Here is a 16405-nt window from a genome sequence, read left to right as displayed (position 1 = left end):
CCGACTCCTGTCCGGTGCGCGCACCGGTGCTTTCCCCGAGGAACAAGCAGGTCGCGGATGAGCTGAGGTGAATGGCGACATCTTGTCGGCTCACATCCGTTGACGACCCCAGGCGGCACTGCAATGCTCATGACCAAACCTGCGCAACATCTGAGCAGTGCCATCACCCTGTCATCACGGAAAGGGCCCAACCCTCATGCGCCGTACCGCTGTTGTCATGATGACCACGCTGCTGGCCTCCGCCGCGGCACTCACCGTCCCCGCCGCCGCCCAGGCCGCATCCACCGCCGCGCGCCAGGCCGCGCCCGCCACCGCCCAGGCAGAGCAGGCGAGTTCGAGTGCGGCGCTGGCCGGCGGGTGTAACGCCATCGCCGCCGGCGGCGGCCAGGTCATCGGAACCTGTTCGGGCATCAGCCCCCTGCAGATCTGGCGCGTGCAGGCGCAGTGCCAGTACTACGTCAACAACACCGGCCCGTACATGCGCATGGCGATCGGCGGAGCCGTCGTCGGGAGCGGGATGAGCACCGCCATGTGCAACTTCGGCGACACCATCATGTTCCCGCAGGTCGTCTTCCTCGGGACGGTGCCGCCGCCGGTCGCCGGGCCGCAGGGCCAGATCAGCGGCTACGCGAGCAAGTGCGTCGACGTCCGGGGCGGCGAGAACAAGAACGGCACCGCGGTCCAGATCTATGACTGCAACGGCACGAACGCCCAGAAGTGGACCGTCGGAGTGGACGGGACGATGCGCGCCCTCGGCAAGTGCATGGACGTGGAGGGTGGCAACACCGCCAACCACACCATGGTCCAGCTCTACGACTGCAACGGCAGCGGAGCCCAGCAGTGGAAGGCCCAGCCCGACGGCTCGCTGCTCAACCCGCAGTCCGGCCGCTGCCTGGACGACTTGGGCTTCGCCACCAACAACGGCAACCAGCTCGGCATCTGGGACTGCAACGGCGCCGACAACCAGAAGTGGAACCTCCCGCACTGATCCCCCCGCCCCCTCGGCCCGGCCGTGATCGCCCCCACGGCCGGCCCGAGGGGTCCCTCGAATCCCACCTCCGGAGCCACGGGGTCCGGAGGCGGGATTCCCGCCGGCAGCCCGGCCGCTGCCGGCCGGTGGTCCCAAATCGTCTCGCCTATAACCCAGTTGACCACGCTGGCAACGGGGGTGTCGTGCCCCGACCTGGAGGTCGACACCTTCCCGAAGGAGAAAGAAGCACGCATTCGATTGAGCCCGTGTGGACACCATGACGGTTTCCGAAGACCCGGATGTCTCCCCAGAGATCACGCCACGGGTCCGGATCCGGGCCCATAAGTGACCGAGCACCAAGATCAGCGGGACTCGACGGCATGCCCCAAGGCCAACCGGGCGTTCCCGCCGACCAAGAACCACGCGAACGTGGCACATGGGACGAAGGAGCGGCACCACGAAGTCCTGGCCCCCACCGACGACGGCATCACTCTCAACTACCGGGAGAGCCGGAATCCGTCGCCCAGACAGCGAGCCGACCAAGATCCCCCTGATGTCAGCAACCCCCACCCGGAGGCGCGAAGCCGAAAGGCCTGATTCTCCTCCTGGGCCGTCACCCCGGAACAATCCCCACAAGCGCGGGGCCGACGTCCGCATGATGGCGGAACAGTGCGCGTCACAGCAGTAATCCCCGCGGGCGCGGGGCCGACCGCCGGTCCGTCTCTGACGAGAACGGACTGATGGAGTAATCCCCGAGTGTGCGGGGCCGATCCGGCGAGTCCGACGTCGTCGTACATGCACCAGGAGCAATCCCCGCGAGCGCGGGGCCGACCTCGGTCGGGGAAGCCACGCCCTGGACCATAGCGAGCAATCCCCGCGAGCGCGGGGCCGATGCCGCGAGCGCGACGACGATCAGCAAGATCGGGGAGCGATCCCCGCGAGCGCGGGGCCGATTGGACGAGCTTGAACATCAGCGCGTACTTGTGGGAGTAACCCCGCGAGCGCGGGGCCGGTAGCCCCTGGAAGTAGGCGGAGGCCTTGGCGTCGGAGTAATCCCCGAGAGCGCGGGGCCGACGCCACCTTCGGCACTCCTGCCGACGCGGGTCTGGAGCAATCCCCGCGAGCGCGGGGCCGACGCCGGAAGGTCGCGGCCGACGCCCGGCAGGCCAGAGCAATCCCCGCGAGCGCGGGGCCGACCCACCACCACAACTACCGCGTCGATCTTCCGTGGAGCAATCCCCGCGAGCGCGGGGCCGACTACTGGCTGGCCGAACCCGACGGCACCGACCGGGAGCAATCCCCGCGAGCGCGGGGCCGACCTCGGGAAAGCTGCCCGCCAGGGCCCGGCCGGCGAGCAATCCCCGCGAGCGCGGGGCCGACCGCCATCGCCAAGCGGATGGGCATGAGCGGCCCGAGCAATCCCCGCGAGCGCGGGGCCGACCGCCCGCCCCGGTACCCGGCCCATCGCTGCCGAGAGCAATCCCCGCGAGCGCGGGGCCGACGCTGCCGCCGCGTTCTGGGCCCCGGCTGGGGAGGAGCAATCCCCGCGAGCGCGGGGCCGACCGCGTTGAGGACTACCTCCGCCAGGACGGCCAGGAGCAATCCCCGCGAGCGCGGGGCCGACTCGTTGCTCTGCTCGGCGCCGTGTTGTGGGGGAGAGCAATCCCCGCGAGCGCGGGGCCGACACGCGGCGCAGCGCGGGCGTGTCAGGTGACGGAGAGCAATCCCCGCGAGCGCGGGGCCGACCACCCCCCCCGACCGCCGGCCCTCCCCGCCGCGGAGCAATCCCCGCGAGCGCGGGGCCGACACTTCCTGACCTGTGGTGATTCGTGTCAGGGGCCGTCAGTTGCTTCAGTTCGATTAGGCAGGCGGTCTGTGAAGGAGTTCATGCTTCTTCGTGCGCGTGGGGGAGTTGTCAGCTGTGTCTTGCGCTCCCGAAGCGTACTCGTGCGGGAAGGTCCGGGGCGATGCTTGGGGACAGTTGGCGTTGGTATCCGCCCGAGGTCAGGAGGTGGCTGGGTGGGCGGGGGCGACGTGTTGCTGTCGCAAATGCTGTGTGCCGTGGTGGTGGCGGAGGTTCTCGGTAGGGTCGAGGTGCGGTGCCGAGCGGCAGGTTCGCCGGCAGCCTCTCGCTCGCCAGCTTGCCGCTCGTTGTCCCGGTGCCGGGTTCTGGGGTGTTGTCCGCTGTCGTGGAGGCCGTTCCGGTGGGTGGTGCAGGTGTCGATTTCGGGGCGTTGGTAGACGGTTCGGCGAACTCGACGGTGTCGCGGCGGGCGTCGGGCAGCACCGTGGTGTGTTGCCAGTGGTGCGGGCCCGCGTGCCGGTCGAAGGCGGTTGGACACCGTCTTCGACCAGCCCTGGCAGGCTCGTGTCCGCCTTGCTCGCACCCTCGACGAGACCAGCTCCCGGTGGTCACCGATGCGAGGGGCTGGTCTCCTGAACCATCCCCGCGAGCGCGGAGCCGACATGAAGCGGTTGTGGATCCGGTGGCAACCCTTGGAGTAATCCCCGCGAGCGCAGGGCCGACCGCACCATCACCGCCGGCGACCCGGTCGAGCAGGAGCAATCCCCGCGTGTGCAGGCCGACCACGCTGACGACCACGAAGCGGACTTCCGCCGGGAGCAATCCCCGCGAGCGCGGGGCCAGCCAACTGCTCAACCCGGACGACCTGACAGCCGCAGAGTAATCCCCGCGAGCGCGGGGCCGATTGTCTGGGCGGGGCGTCAAAGATGCAAGAGGTGGAGCAATCCCCGCTTGCGCGGGGTCGGCTCCTCCAGGATGGTCATGTCGGCGCGGACAACGGAGCGATCCCCGCGAGTGCGGGGCCGAGCTCTCCCAAGCCGTCCCCTTGGCCTTGTTCGGAGAGTAACCCCCGCGTGTGCGGGGCCGACCGGGTGTCATGCAGGAGCATTTCGCCGGCCCGGGAGCAATCCCCGCGAGCGCGGGGCTGACAGAAGCCCGCCCCTTCCGCTGGACCTACGACGGAAGCCCCCTCAAAGCCGCCTGAACCAACGCCCGTTGACGGAACTGCCGTCGGCGGAGCGGACGTTACCCGGGCATGCTGAGCATGGTGAGCGTCATGGGAAGCCTGCTGTTTCCCGTTGCCCTGGTCGCGGCGTTCTTCCTTCTGGCCGCCGCGAGACAGTTTGTGCTGCGAGCCCAGCGGCCCGCATGGGTGCTTCAACGTCTGCAGCGGCGCGACGACCTGAGCGAACGCGGGGTCGGAGCCACCGCGACGGAGGAGCTTCACGCTCTCCTCTACGCCAGCAAGCGGGTGCAACTGGAGCAGCGCCGGATCGAGCTGGTCCTCCGTGATGACGAGAACGATGGCGCACCCCCCAGGACCGGAATCGACCTCAACGCTGGTACCGCGACCATCATCCGGTCCCCGGCTGGCGACCCCAGCACGCCAAATCGCGCCGAATCACCCCAGCAGGACTAAACGCGCGGTAGCACCAGCGGAGAGCAATCCCCGCGAGCGCGGGGCCGACTGGGCCGCACTGTTCCCCGGTGAGCCGGTGCTGGAGCAATCCCCGCGAGCGCGAGGCCGATTCATTCTCGCTCGTGCAGTCCGGGTCGGGCCCGGAACTATCCCCGCGAGCGCGGGGCCGATTTCAGCTTCGCGTGCTGGATCTGGTTGCCGCCGGAGCAATCCCTGCGAGCGCGGGGCCGACCTGAGCTGGTACCAGCGGCTGTAGATGGTCCCGGAGCAATCCCCGCGTATGCGGGGCCGATGATCCGATCGCCGACCTCGCGCCGTTCCTGCAGGAGCGATCCCCGCGAGCGCGGGGCCGATTGGAGGCGGTAGTGGACGACGCGGCGCCGGCCGGAGCGATCCCCGCGAGCGCGGGGCCGATAAGGAGCGCAAAGCCCGATACCGGCCGGCGGAGGAGCAATCCCCGCGAGCGCGGGGCCGATAGGAGACCGGGATCGACGTCGAGGTGGCCACGGGAGCGATCCCCACGAGCGCGAGACCGATCAAGTGTCGACGGAGCTGCACCGGGCTGCCCGGGAGCGATCCCTGTGGGTGCGGGGCCGATGGCAGCGAGCGCGGCCGGAACGCGGAAGCCTGAGAGCGATCCCCGCGAGCGCGGGGCCGACTGGGCCGTGCTGTTCCCCGGCGAGCCGGTGCTGGAGCAATCCCCGCATGTGCGGGGCCAACCCGTACAAGGTGGAGCAGGACATCGAGCGGCGGGAGCAATCCCCGCGTGTGCGGGGCCGATCGCAGATCGACGTCGCCATCGCGCGGATCCCGGGAGCGATCCCCACGAGCGCGAGACCGATCAAGTGTCGACGAAGCTGCACCGGGCTGCCCGGGAGCGATCCCTGTGGGCGCGGGGCCGATGCTCCAGAGCTCAACTGCGCTTCACTGAACAAGGAACGATCCCCGCGAGCGCGGGGCCGATAGGTCACCGAGGACGGCGAGGCTGGCCGCGATGGAGCGATCCCCGCGAGCGCGGGGCCGACTGCTCCAGCGCGCCGAGGCGGGTACCGATCGTGGAGCAATCCCCGCGAGCGCGGGGCCGACAATGGCTCCGTCCGTCCGCCGCCCGCCGACACCGAGCAATCCCCGCGAGCGCGGGGCCGACTCGACCCGTTCGAGCGCAAGCCGGAGCCAGTAGGAGCAATCCCCGCGAGCGCGGGGCCGACGTGCAGGTAGGACGGCCCGCCGGCGCGGACGAGGAGCAATCCCCGCGAGCGCGGGGCCGACTCCGCGCCCGCGCGCTCACCGTCGCCGCCGCAGGAGCAATCCCCGCGAGCGCGGGGCCGACGTGATGGCGTGGCGGACGTCGGAGAGGGCGTCGGAGCAATCCCCGCGAGCGCGGGGCCGACTGCCGGGCCGGGGACGACTCTGCCCACAGCGAGGAGCAATCCCCGCGAGCGCGGGGCCGACACCGCCACCGCCGAGCAGAACGTGCCGGCCGCGGAGCAATCCCCGCGAGCGCGGGGCCGACTGCTCGTGCAACTGGTGGCGGACGGCCGCCGCCGAGCAATCCCCGCGAGCGCGGGGCCGACACTTCGTGACCTGCGGTGATTCGTGTCAGGGACCGGCAGTTGATTTAGTTCGATTAGGCAGGCGGCGTGTGAAGGAGTTCATGCCTCTTCCCCTCGACGAGACCAGCTCTCGGTGATCACCGGTGTGATGGGCTGGTCTCCTGAACCATCCCCGCGAGCGCGGGGCCGAGCTCGCCCAAGCCGTCCCCTTGGCCTTGTTCGGGGAGCAACCCCCGCGTGTGCGAGGCCGACACCGCGGCCTTCGCCTTGATGGTGCCGAAGGTGGAGCAATCCCCGCGAGGGTGGGGCCGACCCGTGCAACTGACTTGGCACTGATGCTAGCGGAGAGCGATTCCCGTGGGCGTGGGGACGACTGCTGCCGAACGAGGAGGCGAGCCGCGTCACAGTTCTGCAGATCACCAGCCTCTCCTGACCGCTTGAGTGGCTGCGTCCCACTGGCCCTCCCCAGTGGGGCACAGCCCTGTCCTGGCCTACGCGGGGAGGCCTTAGGCGGACGCGGACGCGGACGCGGCCATCGGCTCGACAAGCCGGCACGTTCCCGAAGCAATGACGTGTGGCGTGGTCTGTACCAATGATTGCAGCGGTCATTGTGGGCCTGGCTCGCCACTGCGCCCGGCAGCGCCCAATCACCGTGTGGCCGCGATTGCATTTCCGCAGGTCAGAGCACCTGTCGTGGCTTCGCCGCCAGTGCGCGCCGCGCACTCACTCGGGCGGGTGAACCCCAGGTCACAACCTGGTCATGTCGATTGCGAGAATCGCAACGCGACTGTACGGTCACAGCATGGATGCCGGACTGATTGAACGCGTGCGTCAGGTCATCGGCTCAACGGGTGAGACCCAGGCCGTCATGGCGGAGCGCATTGGAATCTCCCCAGACAAGCTGTCGAAGTCGCTTGGCGGGAAACGCCGCTTCACCTCCCTCGAACTAGCGCTGATCGCCGATTTCGGCGGCAGAACCGTTGACTGGCTGCTGCGCGGCGTCGAGCCGCGCTCGGCGCTCGGCGCCGCCGCGCGGAAGACGGGCGCCTGTGAGCACACCACCGACGAAGTGCGCAGACTCCTGGGCCGGTACGAGCAGGTGATCGACGCCTTGGCGCGGATCGGGAGCGACCTGCCGAGGCGCGCCCACAACCGCCCAGAGGGAACCGACGGCACACAGCTCGCCCAGGCCGCCTTGGCGGCAGTGGGAGTTGACCCCTGGACCCTCTCGACCCAGAACCTCGCTTCAAGCTTCGAGCAGGCCTTCGGCGTGGAGATCGCGGGCGTCGATCTTCCCGACAAGCTGGACGGCCTGTCCTGGTCGACCGAAAGCTTCGACCTCATCCTCGTTGCCAAAACCAATGTGTGGACTCGTCAACGGTTCACTCTTGCCCACGAACTCGGCCACATCCTCGCCGGCGACGCGCATGACGAGGCGGTCGTCGAGAAGGTGCAACCGGGCCGGTCGACCACCGCGATGGAAGTGCAGGCGAACGCATTCGCCGCGGAGTTCCTGATGCCGCGCACCACCGTTCTGGCCGACGCCCGGGACCGAACGGCCGGCGGTGACCTGGTGGCGGATCTGGCCTGGAAGTACCGCGTTTCGCCGAGCGCGATGGCAACCCGGCTGAAGGTGCTGGGAGTCCTGACCGCCGATCAGCGTCGGCAGTGGGGCGCGATGTTGACAGCCGACGGCGCCAGGATTGCCGGTGCCGCGGGGGCCTTGGAGCAGCACATGGTCAACACCGAGCGCAGCCAACGGGGTTGGCATCCTCGACGACTAACAGAGCTGGCAATCAAGGCTTATGCTTCGGGTGATACGACAGTCCGGCCGCTGGCAGCCCTCCTGGACCTCGACCCGGACGTGCTCCTGGACCTCCTGGAGCCCGCCCAGTTCGAGCCCGAGCAGCAGCAGGCGGCACCGTCCGATCCCGGAACGGAGCTCGCGTTCAGCCCATGATCAGCTGCTTTCCCGACAACACGGTCCTGTGCAACTTCGCGTCCGTCTCCAGGCTCGACATCCTGGAAAACGTACTGAGCGGCCGGGGTCGATGGACGGAAGCAGTGGCGTACGAAGCCAAGCGATCATCGCGATATCTGCCGGCCCTGGACCTACCCGACGTCTCCCGCTGGCTGGGGGAGCCGATCGAAGTCGACGACCCCGAGGCCGTGGAGCGGATTCGACAGGGCGTGTTCTTCGGCAGCCCGTCGGATCCGCTCAAGCATCTCGGGGAGTCCGAGACCCTGCACGTCATCAGCACCCGGGTGGAGTTCAAAGAGGCCACGTGGATCAGCGACGACAAGGCGTCGCTGGACCTCGCGCGACACAGAGGCATCCCGACGATGTGCACCAAAGACGTGATGGCGGTGGCCTGCGTCGGATTCATCGTCTCGAAGCAGGAGGGGTTCGCCCTCCTCCAGCAAATGGTGACGAACGGTCAGTCCATACGACTGCCCGCCACCGCAGATGAACTGATGCGCTGAACACGCCGCTGCGCCCCACCCCGAGTCTTCGGGGTGGGGCGCAGCGGCGTCCGGCGTCGTCACGCCGAACCCCTACTCGGATCGGTACGGCAGCGCCCCCGCGGGCGCGGGGCCGACTGGGCCGCCGGGATCGCCAGCCGGGAGGCCAAGGAGCAATTCCCGCGGGCGCGGGGCCGATGCGGCGCGTCCCGGGCCACCGAAGACCGAGACAGAGCAATCCCCGCGTGTGCGGGGCCGACCCCACTCTCCCGGAGGGTCCGGCGGGTGCGCGGGAGCAATTCCCGCGTGTGCGGGGCCGACTTGACGCCCTCGGGGACGGGCCGCTTGCCCGGGGAGCAATCCCCGCGTGTGCGGGGCCGATTACTTGTCGTGCACCCCCGCCAGCCAGCTGCCGGAGCAATCCCCGCGCGTGCGGGGCCGACGAGGCGGTGCGGTGGCGGGCAGGTGACGGGTGGGAGCAATCCCCGCGCGTGCGGGGCCGACTGGGCCAACCGTCTTAGCCATAGTGCGCCCAAAGAGCAATCCCCGCGCGTGCGGGGCCGACACTTCCTGACCTGTGGTGATTCGTGTCAGGGGCCGTCAGTTGATTCAGTTCGATTGGGCAGGCGGTCTGTGAAGGAGTTCATGCTTCTTCTTGCGGGTGGGGGAGTTGTCAGCTGTGTCTTGCGCTCCTGAAGCGTACTCGTGTGGGGAGGTTCGGGGCGGTGCTTGGGGGCGGTTGGCGTTGGTATCCGCCCGAGGTCAGGAGGCGGCTGGGTGGGCGGGGGCGACGTGCTGCTGTCGCAAATGCTGTGTGCCGTGGTGGTGGTGATGGAGGTTGTTTGGGATCGCTTCCTGCCGCTGGTGACGTCGGGGCGTCTGGATGCTCGCGCGCGGGCCGAGGTGCGGTGCCGAGAGGCAGGTCCGCCGGCAGCCTCCTGCTCGCCAGCGTCCCGCTCGTCGTCCCGGTGCCGCGTTCTGGGGTGTTGTCCGCTGTCCTGGAGGCCGTTCCGGTCGGTGGTGCAAGTGACGATTGCGGGGGCGTTGGCAGACGGTGCCGGCGAACTCGAAGGCGTCGCGGCGGGCGTCGGGCAGCACCGTGGTGTGTTGCCAGCGGCGCGGGCCCGCGTGCCGGTCGAAGGCGGTTGGACACCGTCTTCGACCGGCCCTGGCAGGCTCGTGTCCGCCTTGCTCGCACCCTCGACGAGACCAACTCCCGGTGGTCACCGGTGCGACGGGCTGGTCCCCTGAACCATCCCCGCGTGTGCGGGGCCGATATGGCGGCGAGGTACTTCTCGAAGCACGGACAGGAGCAATCCCCGAGAGCGCTGGGCCGACCCCGATATCGTCCGCTCCACGGTGCCTGCGGCCGAGTAATCCCCGCGAGCGCGGGGCCGATCGCCGGTCGAAGGAGTCCCGGCGGTGCCAGCTGGAGCGATCCCCGCGAGCGCGGGGCCGATAGCGTCGGCCACACCACCGAGGACAGCCTCAAGGAGCGATCCCCGCGAGCGCGGGGCCGATTCACCCTGCTCGTGCTGCCACAGGGTCTGCGGGGAGCGATCCCCGCGAGCGCGGGGCCGATGAGCCGCTCATCCATCCAGCGCGCGAGGGTAGAGAGCGATCCCCGCGAGCGCAGGGCCGATAACCGGCGGGCGTGGAAGGCCAGGTCGGGGGCGGAGCGATCCCCGCGAGCGCGGGGCCGATGCACCCGGGCCGGAGCAGGCCGCCGACATGACGGAGCGATCCCCGCGAGCGCGGGGCCGATCTGTCCACGTGGCGCCGCACCCGGCACCCGGAGGAGCGATCCCCGCGAGCGCGGGGCCGATGAGTACTTCGACTTCTTCCACCGCGGCATGGAGGAGCGATCCCCGCGAGCGCGGGGCCGATCGAGCCGCGCTTGCCGGCCGCGACCCGGAACAGGAGCGATCCCCGCGAGCGCGGGGCCGATGTGTCCAAACCGGGCCGGTCGACAACGTAGGTGGAGCGATCCCCGCGAGCGCGGGGCCGATGTCACCACCGCGGTGACGGACGGCACGACGGAGGAGCGATCCCCGCGAGCGCGGGGCCGATTTGACCATGGAGGCCTCGAAGTCCCCGGCCATCGAGCGATCCCCGCGAGCGCGGGGCCGATGAAGGAGCTCATCGGTGGCCGCACCCCCTGTCTGAGCGATCCCCGCGAGCGCGGGGCCGATCTACTGACCACACCAGAGGAGTTCACCACCATGGAGCGATCCCCGCGAGCGCGGGGCCGATGTCGGGCAGCGCGGCGATCATGTGGGCGGCGAGGAGCGATCCCCGCGAGCGCGGGGCCGATACTTTCTGACCTGCGGTGATTAGCGACTGAGGGGCTTGATTGATTCAGTTCGATTGGTAGAGGTCCCGTCGAACAGTCGATGTGTTGTCATCTCTTCTTGCCTCAGGGCTGGTTGTCAGTGTCGAGGCCTGACTCCCCGAAGCGTACCCGCACGTGGAGATTGAGACGATAATTGAGGACCGCTGGCATCGGTACCTGCCCGAAATCAGGAGCTGGGTGCACTGTGGGGTAAGTCCGCCGGGCGGGTTGGGGATCTGCCGCGGAACAGTCCCCGCAACTGTGTTGCCAACAGCGTGAGTTCGGCGATGGCAATGTGCGGAACAATCCCTGCGAGCGCTGGGCCGATGAGACTGCGAGCAGCTGGGGCCGGGTCAGGTCGGAGCAATCCCCGCGTGTGCGGGGCCGATGCGCTGAGCGTACCCGCCCGATCCCGCAGACCGGATCAATCCCCGCGAGCGCGGGGCCGATCCGAGAAGAGCGCAGACCGCATAGTGGGCCTCGGAGCAATCCCCGCGGGCGCGGGGCCGATAGAGCGTAGGTGGCGCTCAGAGTGTGCTCTCAGTTGGTCCCTCCGGGCTGCGGTGGGTCAAGCCTATCGAACGGATGATCGATAAGTGGCGGCATATCGGTACAGACTTTTGATCATGATCCGGTCAGCGCCAAGGGGTGACCGCCCCGTACCAACCCGACGAACAGCAGATCCGCGACCGGCGAGGCGTCGGGGCCCGGATCCTCTCGCTCAGGCGACAGGCGGACCCCACGCAGGAGCGGCTTGGGGAGCGCTCCGGACTTGACCGGCGCACGATCGGGCGGATCGAGAACGGCCTCGCACCTGCGACGCCCAACTCGGCGCCATCGCGCGGGCAATCGGCGTGCCACTCTGGCGCCTGGTCCGCGACGAGCAGCCCTGGCCGGCCATCGGGCCGGCCAGGGCCTTGACCTGCTGCTACTCGCCTCGAAGCGGCTCCATGACGAACCCGAGCCGCGGGGGCACAGGCTCGCCGTCGGGACGTTCGAGCAATGGCCCGAAAGCTTCGAAGTCCTGCTGCCGGTAGCACGCGACCAGGTCTGCGTACCGCGGATCGATCCACTCCATCGGATGCCTCCTACTCGTGTGCCGGCAGCGTACGCGTTCCGAGTCCGCTATTCAGCGGGCTTGGTGCAGGGCTTCTCCGGTTTCTTCATCGGCCTGATTGAACAGCTGGGCGAGTGCTGACAGCTCGCCGCTACGGTCACCAGGCTGTCGTCCGTCGGCGGCCGCCACAGTTCCTGGTCGACCTCGAAGCCCGCCTCCCGGATGGCAGCCTGGGTCTGCTCCATGATGTCCTGGTCGAAGTTGCCCGGGTCGAATCCCGGGCTGTGGTGCACGAACCGGCCCTCGCGCTCGCACAACTCGGCGTACGCCTCGGTGTGGACGAGGAACGCGTGCCAGCCCTCGTCCACGATCCTGGACGGCGCCATGGCCAGGTGCGGGCGGCGGGCGCCCACGACCACGAACGCGATGGCTTCCCGGGTGATCCGGGTGGCCATCGCGACGTCCATGCCCTCGTTGTTGGAGAGCACGGTGGAGATGACGGAGTCGAACGTCGCCGCGCTCACGAACTGGTCCGGAGCGGTCGGGGGCGGCGCCAGTGCCGGGGTGGGTTCGGGAGTGATCATGGTAGTGCTCCTCTCGGTGTGGCGAGTGGTGCAACCTCCTGGGCCGACCGTCAGGCCCGGGGAGGAAACGGAGGGTTGATCAGGGCGTTTCGACCTGATCGCGAGGGGGCTGGTTCGGGCCACCGGTGGGAGATCCGCTCGGCAGGTTGCGAACGCAGGGGCACCCCGACTGGCCGCAGAGGCATACCAGCACCCGAGCACCGCACTCGTCCCACAGGCCGCCGGGACACCCGTGGTGGGCGTCGAGTTGGCACTCGGCGCTGACGTAGCACCCGGCCTGGGCTGTGTCCAGAGTGATGACGATGCCGGAGGGGACGTCCGGTCTGGAGATCATTGCGGCTCCTCCAGTTCGGCCCAAACGACCACCGCGCCAGTTGCGTCCGTGGATCCCCATGAGGTGCAGGACTGCACGATGGCCAGGACATCAGCCCAGCGTTCGACTGATTCGTCGACAGGCGCGGGGACGCTCAGGCGCACTACTCCAGCGTTGGGGCGCGTAACGCGTACGTGGGCGCCTGTGGCCTGACCGAGCGCAGCCTTCACGGCTCCTGCGCACATGCCGATCTGCACCGATCCCCCAGTACATGTAAGGATTAGCTCTACACATACAGTAGGGCCTGGCCGCATACTCTGTCACCCACCGAGCACGGAACGTAGGAGGACATGCATGGCAGGCGACGCCGAATCCCCCTACCTCCGCATCGCAGACCACATCCGCGAACGGATCCTCACCGGCCAGCTCGCAGCCGGAGCCCAGTTGCCATCTCTCGCTGCACTGCGTGAGGAATTCGGCTACTCCCACGGCGTCGGCCAGAACGCCTACCGGCTACTCGAATCCGAGGGCCTGGTCGTCGCCCGCCATGGCCGCGGCTACTACGTCCGCAGCCAGGAACCGCCCACCGTCCTGGTGCGCCGTCAACGCGTACCCCGCGGCGACGGCAGCCCGACGGAGGCCACCCTCGCCAGACAGGGTGTCGCCGGTACTTGGCGGCACGAATCTCAGCCTCGTGCCGCCGAGGCCCGCATCGCGGCCCGGCTGGAAATCCAGCCCGGCGATCCGGTGATGCACACGACCTACGTGTACCTGGCCGACGGAGACCCGGTGCAGCTCGCAGAGAGCTGGGAACCGATGGCCACCACTGGCGGTAGCTTGATCGTCCTGCCCGAGGCCGGTCCACACGCTGGTATCGGCGTCGCCGACCGCATGGCGATCATCGGCATCGACGTGGGCGTGCCCGTTGAGCGCGTGAGTGCCAGGGCTGCCACGCGACCTGAGGCTCAGGCCCTCGGCGTTGCACCCGCTGTCCCGGTGATGGCAATTGAACGGACCTTCTACGACCAGGCCACCGGGCGCCCAGTTGAGACCGCAGACATCGTGCTCACCTCGCGCTGGGTTGCTGAGTACGGGCGCGCCCCACGTTCCTGACCTGCATGGTCCGATGCCGGTCGCACGATGGCGGCATGGCCGATACGCCGACGGACGGTCCTGGTACGAGCCGGACGCGGACAGCGTGTGGCGGTGGACGCAGGACACCCCGTAACGACGAAGCGCCCCCGCCCGGCCGAAGCCGAGCGGGGGCGGAGCGATCCCCGCGAGCGCGGGGCCGATCCCCGGCCGAGGAAAATGCCGGAGTGTCCCACAGAGCGATCCCCGCGAGCGCGGCGCCGATAGGGCCGTGCTGTTCCCCGGCGAGCCGGTGCTGGAGCAATCCCCGCATGTGCGGGGCCAACCCGTACAAGGTGGAGCAGGACATCGAGCGGCGGGAGCAATCCCCGCGTGTGCGTGGCTGATCGCAGATCGACGTCGCCATCGCGCGGATCCCGGGAGCGATCCCCACGAGCGCGAGACCGATCAAGTGTCGACGAAGCTGCACCGGGCTGCCCGGGAGCGATCCCTGTGGGCGCGGGGCCGATACTCCAGAGCTCAACTGCGCTTCACTGAACAAGGAACGATCCCCGCGAGCGCGGGGCCGACCCCTGGAAGGTGCCGGTCGACTTCCGCAGCTCGGAGCAATCCCCGCGAGCGCGGGGCCGACCGCCCCGAGTGCACGCCGGCCGATCACAGCAAGGAGCAATCCCCGCGAGCGCGGGGCCGACATGCCCGCGATCTGCTGGAAGGCGGTGCCGGCGGAGCAATCCCCGCGAGCGCGGGCCCGATCAAGCACGTCCGGATTCGTCTTCCGGTCTGGAGGAGTAATCCCCGCGTGTGCGGGGCCGACACCGCGGCCTTCGCCTTGATGGTGCCGAAGGTGGAGCAATCCCTGCGGGCGCGGGGCCGACTGGGCCGTGCCGTTCCCCGGTGAGCCGGTGCTGGAGTAATCCACGCGTGTGCGGAGCCGACCCGCGCCTGCGGACGCCGAAGAGCATCGGCCAGGAGCGATCCCCGCGAGCGCGGGGCCGACACTGCGTCAAGGACGCACCCGGGGACGTACCCCGAGTAATCCCCGCGAGCGTGGGGCCGACCGCCCCCACAAGTCCCGGTCGACCAGGCCCGCGGAGCGATCCCCGCGAGCGCGGGGCCGATACCCGAACAACATCGGGGCTGACCGACGTCCCAGAGCAATCCCCGCGAGCGCGGGGCCGATGGCGAGGGCCTGGACGGCGGTCTCCACCAGCGGGAGCAACCCCCGCGAGCGCGGGGCCGATACCGACCGGGCACCCTGCCGGGGCGACCTGCGAGAGCAATCCCCGCGCGTGCGGGGCCGACAGAGCAGACGGGACACCGCCCGCCTGGCTCGCGGAGCAATCCCCGCGCGTGCGGGGCCGACAAGGTGCACAACGCGCTCGACATCCTCGACGAGGAGCAATCCCCGCGCGTGCGGGGCCGACTGGACCCGGGACGCACTCCGCGCGGTGGAGGAGGAGCAATCCCCGCGCGTGCGGGGCCGACTCGCAGTACCGGGGCGTCGAGGCGAAGTACGAGGAGCAATCCCCGCGCGTGCGGGGCCGACTTGTGCTCGGCGGCTCTGATCCGCCACGGGTGGGAGCAATCCCCGCGCGTGCGGGGCCGACGGCTTCGACCTGGCGGAGCACCCGGCCCTGCCGGAGCAATCCCCGCGCGTGCGGGGCCGACACTTCCTGACCTGCGGTGATTCGTGTCAGGGGCCGTCAGTTGATTCAGTTCGATTAGGCAGGCGGTCTGTGAAGGAGTTCATGCTTCTTCTTGCGGGTGGGGGAGTTGTCAGCTGTGTCTTGCGCTCCCGAAGCGTACTCGTGTGGGGAGGTTCGGGGCGGTGCTTGGGGGCGGCTGGCGTTGGTATCCGCCCGAGGCCAGGAGGCGGCTGGGTGGGCGGGGGCGGCGTATTGCTGTCGCAGATGCTGTGTGCCGTGGTGGTGGTAATGGAGGTCGTTTGGGATCGCTTCCTGCCGCTGGTGACGTCGGGGCGTCTGGATGCTCTCGCTCGGGTCGAGGTGCGGTGCCGAGCGGCAGGTCCGTCGGCAGCCTCCCGCCCGCCAGCTTGCCGCTCGTCGTCCCGGTGCCGCGTTCTGGGGTGTTGTCCGCTGTCCTGGAGGCCGTTCCGGTCGGTGGTGCAGGTGACGATTGCGGGGCGTTGGTAGACGGTTCGGCGAACTCGACGGTGTCGCGGCGGGCGTCGGGCAGCACCGTGGTGTGTTGCCAGTGGCGCGGGCCCGCGTGCCGGTCGAAGGCGGTTGGACACCGTCTTCGACCGGCCCTGGCAGGCTCGTGTCCGCCTTGCTCGCACCCTCGACGAGACCAATTCCCGGTGGTCACCGGTGCGACGGGCTGGTCTCCTGAACCATCCCCGCGAGCGCGGGGCCGACAGCATGGCGTCGATTTGCTTGGTGAAGAGCCCCGAGCAACCCCCGCGGGCGCGGGGCCGACAAGGCGTACGGCTGGCACCGCTGCGGAACGCTGGAGCAATCCCCGCGAGCGCCGGGCCGACTCCTCGTCCTCATGTAGCGAGAACGCGAGGTAGGGGCAATCCCCGCGTGCGCGGGGCCGATTACGAAGGTGGTGGCGTCGATGACGAAGGCGAGGAGC

General features: G+C 69.5%; 7 protein-coding genes and 5 CRISPR repeat arrays (1 of these 12 only partly in view). Of the genes, 6 read left to right on the top strand and 1 reads right to left on the bottom strand.

From position 1 onward, the window contains the following. Nucleotides 1-217 precede the first annotated feature (217 nt). From ACFWPT_RS25190 to ACFWPT_RS25170, 5 genes are all read left to right on the top strand, one after another. On the top strand, nucleotides 218-988 hold the full coding sequence (locus tag ACFWPT_RS25190) for a ricin-type beta-trefoil lectin domain protein (protein ID WP_107452810.1): 771 nt from the start codon (nucleotides 218-220) through the stop codon (nucleotides 986-988). A 603-nt stretch (nucleotides 989-1591) separates the two neighbouring features. Further along, nucleotides 1592-2777: direct repeats of the CRISPR family, unit length 22 nt; unit sequence ATCCCCGCGAGCGCGGGGCCGA. Between the two features lie 1252 nt (nucleotides 2778-4029). Further along, the gene (locus ACFWPT_RS25185) at nucleotides 4030-4413 is read left to right on the top strand and encodes a DUF6191 domain-containing protein (RefSeq protein WP_380484424.1); all 384 of its coding nucleotides are present in this window, start codon (nucleotides 4030-4032) and stop codon (nucleotides 4411-4413) included. 20 nt (nucleotides 4414-4433) lie between these two features. Next, nucleotides 4434-5987: a CRISPR direct-repeat array (repeat unit 28 nt; unit sequence GAGCAATCCCCGCGAGCGCGGGGCCGAC). A gap of 781 nt (nucleotides 5988-6768) precedes the next feature. Further along, nucleotides 6769-7926 carry a helix-turn-helix domain-containing protein gene (locus ACFWPT_RS25180; protein ID WP_380484422.1) on the top strand — a complete coding sequence of 386 codons (1158 nt, stop codon included), beginning with the start codon at nucleotides 6769-6771 and terminating at the stop codon, nucleotides 7924-7926. Continuing rightward, on the top strand, nucleotides 7923-8450 hold the full coding sequence (locus ACFWPT_RS25175; protein ID WP_380484420.1) for a hypothetical protein: 528 nt from the start codon (nucleotides 7923-7925) through the stop codon (nucleotides 8448-8450). The genes ACFWPT_RS25180 and ACFWPT_RS25175 overlap by 4 nt, the downstream gene beginning before the upstream one ends. Before the next feature lie 1228 nt (nucleotides 8451-9678). Next, nucleotides 9679-10743: a CRISPR direct-repeat array (repeat unit 28 nt; unit sequence GAGCGATCCCCGCGAGCGCGGGGCCGAT). Nucleotides 10744-11409: 666 nt separating this feature from the next. Then, on the top strand, nucleotides 11410-11682 hold the full coding sequence (locus tag ACFWPT_RS25170) for a helix-turn-helix domain-containing protein (RefSeq protein WP_380374319.1): 273 nt from the start codon (nucleotides 11410-11412) through the stop codon (nucleotides 11680-11682). Nucleotides 11683-11886: 204 nt separating this feature from the next. Here the strand turns inward: ACFWPT_RS25170 and ACFWPT_RS25165 are convergent, their stop codons facing one another. Further along, entirely contained in the window at nucleotides 11887-12402 is a 516-nt protein-coding gene (locus ACFWPT_RS25165; RefSeq protein WP_380374317.1) for a glycine-rich domain-containing protein, read from the bottom strand. A 667-nt stretch (nucleotides 12403-13069) separates the two neighbouring features. Here ACFWPT_RS25165 and ACFWPT_RS25160 point away from each other — a divergent pair. Then, nucleotides 13070-13828: a GntR family transcriptional regulator gene (locus ACFWPT_RS25160; protein ID WP_380374314.1), complete on the top strand. Its 759-nt coding sequence runs from the start codon at nucleotides 13070-13072 to the stop codon at nucleotides 13826-13828. 154 nt (nucleotides 13829-13982) lie between these two features. After that, nucleotides 13983-15475: a CRISPR direct-repeat array (repeat unit 29 nt; unit sequence GGAGCAATCCCCGCGCGTGCGGGGCCGAC). A gap of 682 nt (nucleotides 15476-16157) precedes the next feature. Further along, nucleotides 16158-16405: a CRISPR direct-repeat array (repeat unit 27 nt); it runs 877 nt beyond the window's last position.

Origin of the sequence: Kitasatospora sp. NPDC058478, from assembly GCF_042720345.1 — a bacterium.
In the GTDB taxonomy this organism is placed as follows: Bacteria; Actinomycetota; Actinomycetes; order Streptomycetales; family Streptomycetaceae; genus Kitasatospora.
This window is presented reverse-complemented; position numbering and strand designations above follow the sequence as displayed.